This is a genomic window from Burkholderia sp. KCJ3K979 (assembly GCF_016759955.1).
Classification (GTDB): domain Bacteria; phylum Pseudomonadota; class Gammaproteobacteria; order Burkholderiales; family Burkholderiaceae; genus Burkholderia; species Burkholderia orbicola.
Genome location: NZ_JACFYV010000205.1, coordinates 1 through 11925, shown reverse-complemented (window position 1 = coordinate 11925; position 11925 = coordinate 1). Strand labels below are relative to the sequence as shown.

11 protein-coding genes are annotated in these 11925 nt (G+C 66.5%); 6 read left to right on the top strand and 5 right to left on the bottom strand.

The window, feature by feature from the left end; genetic code table 11:
• On the top strand, positions 1-516 hold a 516-nt coding region (locus tag H3O04_RS29000; protein WP_202588981.1), incomplete at its 5' end, for an SDR family oxidoreductase.
• A gap of 67 nt (positions 517-583) precedes the next feature.
• Here H3O04_RS29000 and H3O04_RS28995 read toward each other — a convergent pair.
• Both H3O04_RS28995 and H3O04_RS28990 read right to left on the bottom strand, forming a co-directional pair.
• Positions 584-2221 (bottom strand): glycoside hydrolase family 32 protein, encoded by a 1638-nt coding sequence (locus tag H3O04_RS28995; RefSeq protein ID WP_202588980.1) that lies wholly within the window; start codon positions 2219-2221, stop codon positions 584-586.
• A gap of 175 nt (positions 2222-2396) precedes the next feature.
• Positions 2397-3980, bottom strand: coding sequence for a glycoside hydrolase family 68 protein (locus H3O04_RS28990; RefSeq protein ID WP_023477549.1), 1584 nt, complete (start codon positions 3978-3980; stop codon positions 2397-2399).
• Between the two features lie 187 nt (positions 3981-4167).
• Here H3O04_RS28990 and H3O04_RS28985 point away from each other — a divergent pair, with 187 nt between their 5' ends.
• The 5 genes from H3O04_RS28985 to H3O04_RS28965 all read left to right on the top strand — a co-directional run bounded on the left by H3O04_RS28985 (position 4168) and on the right by H3O04_RS28965 (position 9295).
• Complete coding sequence (locus H3O04_RS28985) at positions 4168-5196, top strand: substrate-binding domain-containing protein (protein ID WP_200159606.1); 1029 nt, start codon at positions 4168-4170, stop codon at positions 5194-5196.
• Positions 5197-5553: 357 nt separating this feature from the next.
• Positions 5554-6240 (top strand): type 1 glutamine amidotransferase domain-containing protein, encoded by a 687-nt coding sequence (locus H3O04_RS28980; RefSeq protein WP_012338251.1) that lies wholly within the window; start codon positions 5554-5556, stop codon positions 6238-6240.
• A gap of 141 nt (positions 6241-6381) precedes the next feature.
• The gene (locus tag H3O04_RS28975; protein ID WP_023477545.1) at positions 6382-7491 is read left to right on the top strand and encodes an NADH:flavin oxidoreductase/NADH oxidase; all 1110 of its coding nucleotides are present in this window, start codon (positions 6382-6384) and stop codon (positions 7489-7491) included.
• 137 nt (positions 7492-7628) lie between these two features.
• Positions 7629-8699: an AI-2E family transporter gene (locus H3O04_RS28970; protein ID WP_006479134.1), complete on the top strand. Its 1071-nt coding sequence runs from the start codon at positions 7629-7631 to the stop codon at positions 8697-8699.
• A 221-nt stretch (positions 8700-8920) separates the two neighbouring features.
• The gene (locus H3O04_RS28965) at positions 8921-9295 is read left to right on the top strand and encodes a hypothetical protein (RefSeq protein WP_034174823.1); all 375 of its coding nucleotides are present in this window, start codon (positions 8921-8923) and stop codon (positions 9293-9295) included.
• Positions 9296-9334: 39 nt separating this feature from the next.
• Here H3O04_RS28965 and H3O04_RS28960 read toward each other — a convergent pair whose 3' ends face one another.
• The 3 genes from H3O04_RS28960 to H3O04_RS28950 all read right to left on the bottom strand — a co-directional run bounded on the left by H3O04_RS28960 (position 9335) and on the right by H3O04_RS28950 (position 11756).
• On the bottom strand, positions 9335-10129 hold the full coding sequence (locus tag H3O04_RS28960; protein ID WP_012338247.1) for an SDR family NAD(P)-dependent oxidoreductase: 795 nt from the start codon (positions 10127-10129) through the stop codon (positions 9335-9337).
• Between the two features lie 397 nt (positions 10130-10526).
• A complete protein-coding gene (locus tag H3O04_RS28955) occupies positions 10527-11081 on the bottom strand; it encodes an inclusion body family protein (RefSeq protein WP_023477542.1) in 555 nt (184 codons plus the stop codon).
• Positions 11082-11201: 120 nt separating this feature from the next.
• Positions 11202-11756: an AidA/PixA family protein gene (locus H3O04_RS28950; RefSeq protein ID WP_034174822.1), complete on the bottom strand. Its 555-nt coding sequence runs from the start codon at positions 11754-11756 to the stop codon at positions 11202-11204.
• Between the last annotated feature and the right edge of the window lie 169 nt (positions 11757-11925).

Below are 11925 nucleotides of genomic sequence, written 5' to 3'. Positions count from 1 at the left end.
GTGCGGCTCGACGCCGTATTCGTCAACGCGGGCGTCGCGAAACTCGCACCGTTCGCCGACAGCGACGAAGCGATGTGGGATCTCGTGTTCAACACCAATGTGAAGGGCGCGTATTTCCAGATCCAGTCGCTCGTGCCGCTGCTGAACCGCGGCGCATCGATCGTGATCAACGGCTCGATCAACGCGCATATCGGGATGCCCGGCTCGTCGGTGTACGCGGCGAGCAAGGCGGCCGTCAATTCGTTCGCGAAGACGCTGTCGACGGAACTGCTGCCGCATGGCGTGCGCGTGAACGTGGTGAGCCCGGGGCCCGTGCAGACGCCGCTGTACGGCAAGCTCGGGCTCGACGCGGCGACGCTCGACGCGACGGCCGACAAGATCAAGGGCCTCGTGCCGATCGGCCGGTTCGGCACGCCGGACGAAATCGCGTCGACGGTGCTGCACCTGAGCGCGCCGGAATCCGCGTTCATCGTCGGCGCGGAAATCATCGCGTCGGGCGGGATGGGGTTGCTCTAAAGGGGCGACGCGTGCAGGGCCCGTAACCGGCGATGCGATGCGGGGCGAACGGCCCCGTCACCTGCACCTATCGTGACGCACAGGCGCCGCGCGTGTCGTCGCCGGTTTTCAACTGCGTTACCGTCAACCCCGCGAACGTCGCGCGGCCTTGCTCGGCGAACACGGCCACGCGATCCGCGTCGAGCGGCGGAAAGATCAGGTCCGTCAGCGCGACGCGACCGCCGTTCGCGAACACTTCGACCGAGCCGCGATCGACGACGATTTCGAGCCGCAGTTGCCCGTGTTCGAGCGGCAGATCGACGATGTGTTCGCGGCTGAACGTGCCGGCGAAATTCGCTTCGCCGGATTGCGCACGGTCGAGCGTCAGCGTGCGCTTCGCCGTGTCGTACACGATCCGGGTGCCGATCGAGCCGTCGGCCGAGCGCCGGACGATCAGGCCCGCGCGCGCGGCACGCTGCGGCGAGATCGTCACCGTGATGCGCTGGACGACGCCGCGCGTCGCGGCCGACAGCGCGCGGGTAGCGGAGTCGACCGTCAGGTCGCCTTCATGCACCGCGGGCCGGCCGTCGGCCCACGCGTCGAAGGCGGCGGCCGGCACGACGATGAGGGTCGGCTCGCCGTCGATCGTCTTCAGCGCCAGTTCGCGCGGCAGTGTGGTCGCGCCACGCCATGGGGTGGTCGGCACCTTGGCCGCGTAATCCCAGTTGCTCATCCATGCGATCGCGACCGGGCGGGCGCCGGGTGCGCCGGAGAACGTGCCGGCCGCGTAAAAATCGGCACCGTGATCGACCCAGCGGAATTGCGCGGGGTCCGAACCGGCGGGCGCGACGCGGTCGGGCACGAACGTGCGGCCGTCGAAGTTGCCGACGAAATACATCGATCCCGAACCGCCCGCGATCGACCACGGATTCACGTTGACGATCATCACCCACTTGATGCGGCGGGGATCGCCGTCGAGCGGCAACGGTACGAGATCCGGCATTTCCCACAGCGCGCCCGCATGCGGCACGTCAGGCAGCGTGAAGTCGCTCAGGAACGACCAGTGGATCAGGTCGTCGGAACGATAGAGCTTCACGACGTGCGCGTCGGCAACGACCGTCGTCATCAACCAGTAGCCGCCCGCCGCATACCACGACACTTTCGGGTCACGAAATTCCTTCGATTCCGGATCGAGCGTCAGCACCGGGTTGTGCGCATACGGCTGCCAGGTCGTGCCCTGATCGAGGCTGTACGCGAGCGATTGCGCCTCGATGCCGGGCGCGTGACCCGAGCCGGGCTTGTAGACGCTCGTATAAAGCGCGACGAGCGGCGTGTGGCCCGGCGTGCCGAGGCCGGACGTGTTCAGGGTGTCGGCGACGATCGAGCCGGAGAAGATTTCCTCGGTGGCGTTCGCGCGCATCGCGACCGGCTGCTCGCGCCAGTGGACGAGGTCGGTGCTGGTCGCGTGCCCCCACGACATGTTGCCCCAGTCGTTGCCGAGCGGGTTGTACTGATAGAACAGGTGATAGCGGCCGTTCGCGTAGACGAGCCCGTTCGGATCGTTCATCCAGTTGCGTTGAGGCGTGTAGTGGAGGGCGGGCCGCCATTGCGGCGTGCCTTTGTCGGGCGGCGCGTGGCACGGCGCGGCGACGGCCTGCGTGCAGGCCAGGCAGGCGAACAGCAGCCGGACGAGCCGGACGAAAAAGCGGAAAGACGTCGAATTCATGCGGGACCAGGCGCTTCGTCGGGCGAAGCGGGAAAGGGCGCAGGCCGTTTGCAACGACGGCCTGCGCAACGGTCAAAGGAAAAGTCGAAAGAAAAAGAGGAGGCGCACACGCGACACGCGCGATACGCACCTCCTGAACCTCGTGCCTTTATCGACGACGGTTATTTTGGGTTGCCTAGTTGCCCTGGCCGTTGCCGTCGTTGTGGCCGGCCCCCGTCGCCGGCAGGTTCGCCGGGATGTCGCCGTAGCCGCCGAGGCCGCCGCGTCCATACGTGCGGTCGACCGCCGTCGACGTGCCGTTGATGTTCACCTTCACCGTGGGCGCGAGCGTGCCGCCGCGGCGCGGGCCGATCGCATCGATGAACGACTCGACGAGCCCGCCCGGCATCACGTAGTGCGAATACGACTGGAATTCGCGCGGGTTCTGGTTCGGGTCCTGCGAGTACGGTGCGCCGGCCGGTGCGGAGAAGTCGGTCGGGTTGCCGAGCACGAGGCCGCTGCCGCCGTTCAGCGGCAGGAAGTCGCTGCGGATGCCGTTGCCGACGAAGCCGTACACGCCATCCGGGCCGTCGACGCCGGCCGCCATCGTCGTGCGGTGGCTGATCGTGAACAGGTAGTACTTGCCGTCCTTCAGGTAGATCTGCGGGCGCTCGGTCTGGTCGTCGACGCAGTTCGCCGACAGGATCGGCGGCAGGAACTTCCACGCGGTCAGTTGCGGGTTCGTCGCGACCGCCAGGCCGACGTTGGCCTTTTGATACACTGCGCCCGAATTCATCACCGCGTTGAGATCTTCGCGGTTCGGATCGTTCGGCGCGTAGCCGAGATCGGCCTCGGTGCAGGTGCGCGCGCCGCGCGGGCCGCCGGTGTTGCCTTCGAACACCATGTAGGTCTTGCCCGGATGCGCGGGGTCGGTGAACACGAACGGATCGCGGAACGAGAAGTAGGTGTTCTGCTGGCCGGTCTGGTAGTAGTTGCCGTCCGGCTGCAGCAGCGCCTTGTGATCGTCGAAGCCGGTGAACCACACGTGCTTGTCGTCGGCGTGGATGTTGCCGTCGGCGCGCGTGATGATCGCCTGCGGCGGCGTGATGTCGGCGCCGCCGGGCGCCGAGCGGTTGAACGACGTCGCGGTGTAGTAGAGGCTGACGTTGCTGCCGTTCGTGAGGCGCGCGGAGCCCGACCATTCGGCGTTGTTGGTCATCGGCGCGGTGCCGAACACCCGGGCACTCGCGCCGTCGGGGAACAGGTGGCCGCCCCAGGTCCAGCCGCCGTTCGCGGGGCGCTGCGACGCGGGGATGCCGGCGCGGCGATAGAAGAAGCCGATGCGGGCGTGGACGTGACGGTCGTCGAACGTGTAGCCCGCGTGCGGATCGGCGGTGAGCGAGAAGATCACCTCCCAGCCCTTGTAGCTGAGCTGGTTCGCGCGCAGGTCGGCCAGCGGCCATGTGTCCCACACCCACACGTTCGAGTTGATCAGCGGGAAATCCTGCGGGATGTCCGGCATCGTCAGCGCTTGCGGCAGCGAGTTCTTGTCGGCGCCGGCGGTGTGCGACTGCGCGACGATCTGGCGGATGTCCGCCCGCGTCCAGCGCATCGTGAAGTTGCCTTCGGGATCGTAGGCTTGCTGGGTATGGGGCGTGGGCACGGGCGCGCCCGTGCCGCCGGACTGCGCGTGCGCGACGGACGCGAAGGCGGCGAGTGCGCCGCCAGCGAGCAGCAAACGTTTGGCCGCGACCGGACGGAAAAGGGGAAAGTATGTCATCTCGTCGTTGTTTCCTGGAAAGGTGAAAGTGAACGGCTGAGTGGGCATCGATGTCCAAACCGGTTTGGATGCTATTTCAAACCGGTTTGGAACGCAAAAGATATTTATTTGACGGTAATCGTTACCAATTGGAAATAATTACCCGGTCGGCGCGTCCCGGGCTTCGGGCAGCCGGCCGGATCGACGCATGCGAGGAGTGACGGTGAAGGTGAATCTGAAGGCGCTGTCGGAAGCGCTCGGCCTGTCGCGGACGACGGTCAGCCGCGCGTTGAACGGTTACGACGACGTGAGCGAGGCGACGCGCGAGCGCGTGGCGAAGGCCGCGCGGGAAATGGGCTACGTGGCCGATCCGACCGCGCGCCGGCTCGCGACCGGGCGGGCCGACATGATCGGGATCATCTATCCGTTCGGCGCCGGCGATCTCGGCGATCCGCGGTTCGGCGAGGTCGTGGCGGGCATCACCGAGCGGCTCGCCGAGCGCAATCTCGATTTCATCATCGCGTCCGCGCGACCGAACGCGGAACTGGACACCTATCGGCGGATCGTCGACGGCAAGCTCGTCGACGGGTTGATCGTCGCGCGCACGCGGGTCGACGATCCGCGGATCGCGTACCTGCAAGCGAGCGCGTTTCCGTATGTCGCGTACGGTCGCACGCAGGCCGCCGGCCCGTACGCGTGGTTCGACTTCGACAACGAGGCGGGCGCGCGCGACGCGGTGCGCCGGCTGATCGGCTTCGGGCATCGGCGCATCGCGATGATCAGCGCGCCGCTGGCGCTGAATTTCGCTGCGCAGCGGCGTGCCGGTTATCTGTCGGCCTTGCGCGAAGCCGGTATCGACGCCGATCCGGCGCTGCTCGTCGAGAGCCCGTTCACGCACGACGGCGGGCAGCAGGCGGTGCGGGCGTTGCTCGCGCTCGCCGAGCCGCCGACCGCGCTGCTGGTCGACAACAACATCGCGGGCAGCGGCGCGTTTCGCGCGCTGGTCGACAGCGGGCTGCGCCTGGGGGCGGACCTGTCGCTGATCGTCTATGACGGCGTGCCGCCCGATATCGCGCACCCGTATCGCGTCACGGCGGTCGTGCAGCCGACCGGGCATGCGTCGGGGTGTGCGCTCGCGGAACTGATGCTGCGGCTGCTGGACGACGGCGTGTGCGATCAACGGCTCGAAGCGCCGGCCATCGAGGCGGGCGACACGGACGGTCCGTTGCGCGGGTAGCCCGCACACCGGCGACGAGGCGACGGCGGGCGGGCAAGCGACGGCGGCCGTTGCCGAACGGCGCCTCCCGTCGCAAAGGCCATGACGATGGCAGGGGCGAATACGCGTTCTTCTAGACGACCGGTCTAATCCGAGGCTATCATCCATCCTTGTGAATGCGGCGACGCCTCAGGCAGATTCAAGCAGCGAGATGTCGTCGTTTTATTTCGGCCGCTTCTAGACGACTGGTCTAATAGGCATATATCGCATGCGAGTGAATGAATCGCACGTTGCCGCGCGCCGGCGGACTAACCGACAGGCGTGCCGCGTGGACGTGCGGCCCCGTTCCCCCGTTCATTTTCGAAGGAGTGTCCGATCATGAAGATCCTGGTTGTCCTGACCTCGCACGACACGCTCGGCGACACCGGCAAGAAAACCGGCTTCTGGCTCGAGGAACTGGCCGCGCCGTACTACACGTTCAAGGATGCGGGCATCGAACTGACGCTCGCGTCGCCGAAGGGCGGCCAGCCGCCGCTCGATCCGAAAAGCAGCGACCCGACGGCCCAGACCGACGCGACGCGCCGGTTCGACGCCGATGCCGCGGCCAAGGCCGAACTCGCGTCGACGCGCAAGCTCGCCGATGTGTCGGCGGACGACTACGACGCGGTGTTCTACCCGGGCGGCCATGGCCCGCTGTGGGATCTCGCCGAGGATCTGCATTCGATCGGCCTGATCGAGCGCGCGCTCGCGGCCGGCAAGCCGGTCGCGGCGGTCTGCCATGCGCCGGGTGTGCTGCGCCACGTGAAGAACCCGCAGACCGGCGAATCGGTCGTGCGCGGCAAGCGCGCGACGGGGTTCACCAACAGCGAGGAGGCGGCCGTCGAGCTGACCGAAGTCGTGCCGTTCCTCGTCGAGGACATGCTGAAGACCAACGGCGCGGAATTCGAGCGCAGCGCAGACTGGGCGCCGCATGTCGTCACCGACGGGCTGCTGATCACCGGGCAGAACCCCGCGTCGTCGGCGCCCGCGGCCGAGGCGCTGCTCGCGAAGCTCGGCCACCGCTGAAAGCATGGCGCCGGCCGGGCCGGCGCCGCGTCCTTGCCGTCGCCGGGCGCAGCCGGCCCGCCGATGGCCTGCATCGTTGCGTCGTGCGCACCGCATGACGCATTTCCAGCCGTTTTGCAGAACCAAGCAAAGGAGTCGTGGATGTCTGCCCTGTTCGAACCGTTCAAACTCAAGGATGTCACGCTGCGCAACCGCATCGCGGTGCCGCCGATGTGCCAGTACGTCGCCGAAGACGGCGTCGTCAACGACTGGCATCACGTGCATCTGGCCGGCATCGCACGCGGCGGCGCGGGCCTCGTGATCGCCGAGGCGACGGCCGTGTCGCCGGAAGGCCGCATCACGCCGGGCTGCGCCGGGTTGTGGAACGACGCGCAGGCCGAGGCGTTCGCGCCGTCGGTCGCGGCGATCAAGGCGGCCGGCGCGGTGCCCGGCATCCAGCTCGCGCACGCGGGCCGCAAGGCGAGCGCGAATCGCCCGTGGGAAGGCGACGACCATATCGCCGACGGCGATCCGCGCGGCTGGCAGACCATCGCGCCGTCGGCCGTGCCGTTCGGCGCGCACCTGCCGAAGGTGCCGCGTGAAATGACGCACGACGACATCGCCCGCGTGCAGGCCGACTTCGTCGCATCGGCGCAGCGTGCGCGCGACCTCGGCTTCGAATGGCTGGAGCTGCACTTCGCGCACGGCTATCTCGGCCAGAGCTTCTTCTCGGTGCATTCGAACCAGCGCACCGACGAGTACGGCGGTTCGGCCGACAACCGCGGCCGCTTCCTCGTCGACACGCTCGCGGCCGTCCGCAAGGTCTGGCCCGAACATCTGCCGCTGACCGCGCGCCTCGGCGTGATCGAATACGATGGCCGCGACGAAGAGACGCTCGCCGAGTCGATCGCGCTCACGCAGCGGATGAAGCGGGAAGGGCTCGACATGCTGAGCGTATCGGTCGGCTTCTCGACGCCGACCGCGCAGATTCCGTGGGGCCCGGCATTCCTCGCGCCGATCGCCGAGCGCGTGCGCCGCGAGGCCGGGCTGCCGGTATCGTCCGCGTGGGGAATCGACACGCCGCAACTGGCGAATCGCGTGGTCGAGCAAGCGCAGCTCGATCTCGTGATGGTCGGCCGCGCGCACCTGGCCGATCCGCACTGGCCGTATTACGCGGCCAGACAGCTCGGCGTCGAGCGTCCGTCCTGGACGCTGCCCGCGCCGTACGCGCACTGGCTCGAGCGCTACCGGGTCGCCGACAAGGTGGCGTAAGCGGGGCGTGTCGATGCAGCGCCGCGGCGGTGCGCGCATCCCGCGTGCCGCCGATCCGGCGCCGATGGATAGAATGGCGGTTCGTCCAGGCCTGTTGCCTGGACGAACCGCCTTTTTTTCATTTCGACAGAGGTGCCATGGGCGCACATGTCCCGTCGTCTCACGATTCCGCCGCGCGGCCGCGCGTCCAGCAGATCGCCCGCGTCGCGTTGTATGCGGCGCTGCTGTTGCTCGCGCTGTGGGTGATCCGCGACTTCATTCCCGCCATCGCCTGGGCCTGCGTGATCGCCATCGCGATGTGGCCGCTGCTGAAACGCTTCGAATCGCACCGGCTGTTCCGCAATCGGCCGACGCTGATCGCGACCGTCATCACGACGTCGATTTCGCTGCTCGTCGTGCTTCCGGTGGCGGTCGCGACGACCCAGGCGTTCGCGCAGGCGCACGACCTGCGCGAATGGCTGCACACGATCCAGGACAACGGCATTCCGCTGCCGGACGTGGTCAGCCGGTTGCCGTACGGCGCGGCGCAGATCACCGAATGGTGGCAGGCCAATCTCGGCCATCCGCTGCATGCGGCCACCGCGATGCACGGCGTCAACGGCGAGAAATTCATTGCGTTCGGCCGGCAATTCGGCACGAAGCTCGCGCACGTGCTGCTCGAATTCGGTTTCATGCTCGTCACGCTGTTCGTGATCCTGCGTGCCGGCCACAAGCTGTCGGGTGCGTTGCTGCAGGGCGCGCGGCGCGCGTTCGGGCGCAACGGCGCGGAACTGATCGAGCGGATGGTCGCGGCCGTGTACGGCACGGTGACGGGGCTCGTCGTCGTCGGGCTCGGCGAGGGCGCGCTGCTCGGCGTCGCCTACGCGCTCGCGGGCGTTCCACATGCGGCGCTGCTCGGCCTCGTCACGGCGGTCGCCGCGATGCTGCCGTTCTGCGCGCCGGTCGTGTTCTGCGGCGCGGCGCTCTGGCTGTTCGTGCAGGGGGCGACCATGTGGGCCGTCGTGGTCGCGGCGCTCGGGTTCATCGTCGTGTTCGTCGCCGAGCATTTCGTGCGGCCGGTGCTGATCGGCGGTTCGACACGGCTGCCGTTCCTGCTCGTGCTGTTTGGCATTCTCGGCGGCGCCGAGACGTTCGGCCTGATCGGGCTGTTCGTCGGCCCGGCGCTGATGACGGTGCTCACGATGCTGTGGGCCGAATGGATCGCTTGAGCGCGCATGCCGCTGCACCGGTTCGACGTCGCGGTGCAATGGCGCAGCGGGCCGCGCATGCGAAGGCCGGCTGCAACGATCGCTGACGATTCGGCTGGCGCGAAGGCGCGCAAACGCAGGGATTCGGATGAAGATCTCTACATTTCTTTTCGATCCGGACCCAAAGGTCGAGTAGCATGGGGCTTTCGATCACGCCGGTAGGCGCAGCAGATTTCCCGAGCATGCGATTGATTCCGATGGCCCGTCCCGCAGCGACGCTGTCCCTGGCCGCCAGCTGCCTGATGTTGCACGGCTGTGCGTGGTTCGACTCGTGGCTGCCGTTCTCGTATTCGCGCACGCCGCTTGCACGGGCCGCGTCGCGGCACGGCGCGACGCGCGCCGACGTCGTCCGCGCCGCCGGCAACCCGCGCAGCGTCTGGATGGTCCGCAACGGCAGCGGCGTCTGCTACAACTACTTCATCGAGCACGGCAACGATCATCGTGCTTTCTTCGTCGTGTTCGACAAGGCCGGCGTCGTCACGCAGCACGGCTTCGATTCGTGCATGGACGCCGACCGCAAGGGCACGCTCCAGCAGGGCAAGAGCGCGTCGCGATAGGGCGGGGGCCACGCGCCGCGCGAGCGCGTCATACTGCCGTCACGCTATCGTGTCGACCACACCGCCGTCGACGCGCAACGCCGCGCCGGTCGTGGCCGATGCCTGCGGCGAGCACACGTACACGACCAGGTTCGCGACTTCTTCCGTCGTCGCCGGCCGCTGGATGATCGAGCTCGCGCGCTCGCTGCGCACGAATTCCACTGCAATGTCGTCGATGCTGCGGCCCGTTTCGTCGGCCTGCGCCTTCAGCATTTCGCGCACGCCTTCCGACATCGTCGGCCCCGGCAACACCGAATTGACGGTCACGCGGGTGCCGGCCGCGAGCTTCGCGAGGCCGCGCGCGATCGACAACTGCGCGGTTTTCGTGAACCCGTAATGAATCATGTCGACGGGGATGTTCAGGCCCGATTCCGACGAAATGAACACGATGCGCCCGGCATTGCGTTCGATCATCCCTTTCAGGTAATGCCGTGCGAGCCGCACGCCGGACATCACGTTGATCTGGAAATAATGTTCCCATTCGGCGTCGTCGATGTCGAAGAACGCCTTCAGGCCATAGATGCCCGCGTTGTTGACGAGAATGTCGGCATTCGGCGTGTGCTGCGTGACGCGCGCGACGCCGGCCGCGTCGGACAGGTCGGCGGCGACACCGTCGAAGCTTGCGCCGGGCACGGTATCGCGCAGTTTCTCGAGCGCGGATTGCACCGACGGGTCGCTGCGGCCGTTGACGACGACGTGCGCACCGGCGCGCGCGAGCCCTTCGGCGATCGCGAGCCCGATGCCCGCGGTGGAAGCGGTGACGACCGCGGTCTTGCCTTTCAGATCGATCTGCATGAGCGTGACGGGGAAGAGTGAACGAGGGCCGCCGCGCCTGCCGCGGCGGACGGAATTCAAAGCTTAGGCAAATTCCGCTCAATAGGCCATGTCGCGCGCGCGTCGGCGGCGGTCACGCGGAAATACCGGGAGGCGAAGTGAAGTGCTGCCGGGTATGGCGGACGCGCGAGATTCCTGTCGGTTCGGGGCATCCGGGCGCGAAATTGGTATCCCGCGCGTGCTTCACCCGCGGGATACCGAACCGATGACTATTCGCCGGCTGCGACGGCAACCCGTCGATATCCGGCCCGCCAGGATCGGTGCTTCGGCCGATCCTGGCGGATATCGTGCATGCCGCTGGCCGTCTCGCGACCCACGCTCGCAGAACGGGCGAACCGTCAACGATGAAACGCGAAGATCACGAACACGTGACGAACCAGTCCCACCAGTAGTATCCCAACAACTCCTGGGTACTTCGTTCCAGCGTATAGAGCCCGAAGCAGGCGCCGAGCGTTTCGATCCCGCTCTCTCTCGCCTTGGCGCCGATGCTGACGAACGTGTGCGGCTGCGTCAGCGGTGGCAGGCCGTCGCGCGTTTCGGGGTTCAGTTGCACGGCATTCACGTCGAGGAAGTCCTGCGAAAACGGATTGAAAACTTGCTGGCCGAACAGGTGCGAAACCTGATAAATCAGCACCGCGTCTTCCGCGTTTTCATAGAGAGAGACTGCCCTGAGCGAAACCGTGTCGCCGGGATACAGCGTCAGAACGGGGTCCGCCGGGCCATTTCCGATCGACGCGCCGCGCGCGCCGGTGTAAAGCAGGCGCACGGCGCGATGATCGACGGCGATCGGTAACTCGGGCTGCTTGCTCGGATGCGGGTACCTCAGCTTGATATATTCCGTGTCGATGACGGCGAGGATGTCGATTTGCTGCGAGGTCGTGTCGCGAGTGAGGCTTCCAGGATCGGCTGTCATACGGGTGCTCCATTTTGGTTTATCGCGGAAAAGGTGCGGCACCCTGTGGGGCGCCGCGTAAAACCTGCCGGCTTGAATCGCTCCCGTGCGGCTTCGGAGCGAGTGGTTGGGGAGCTCGCCTCAAGCCGCGGACGCTTGCCAGACCCAGAAGAAGTAGCCGAACAAGGATTTCCTGTTTTGGCTCCGCGTATAAAGCGCAAAACTCGTCCCGAGGTTCTCGACTCCGAAGGATTTTGCTACGGCGTCGAACCGTTGAAAGACTTGGGATTGCGCCGAGATTGCGATGAGGTCGGGCGTCTCGGCCGCACTCGGTGCGGCAGCCTGTTCGATGGTATGCGCGGCGAATTGACTGAAGACCTCCGCGCCCGAGTAGTGCCGGACGTTGTAAATCAACGCAGAGTCGTCCGAATTGTCGGACAGCGACGTGCTCATCAGCGATACCTTGTCGCCAACCTGCAATTTCAAGCCCAGGCTACCGGTGCCTTCCGAGCTGCTCACGCCGGGCAAGCGGCTGTTGAGCATGAACACGGCGTTGCTGCTGATCGCCGTCGGGCGGTTCGCGTTCTGGCTCGGATTGGGACAGGTTGTCTTTAAATAATGCGCGTCGATAACCGCAAGGATATGAATGAATTGAGCGGTTTGTTCCAGATCGATGCTATTAAGGTCGACTTTCATTTAAGTGCCTCCATGACAGACTAATTGCCCGTTCGGTGCGCGTGGCGCATCGGCGATGCGCTTCGTCAGTATTAGCTATTTATATTCGTTTTAGTACCTGTCAGGTTTGATGGGGGATTTATTTTGGTGAGAATTGATTTTTCAGGTCGGGAGGGGTCGTGTAATCGAC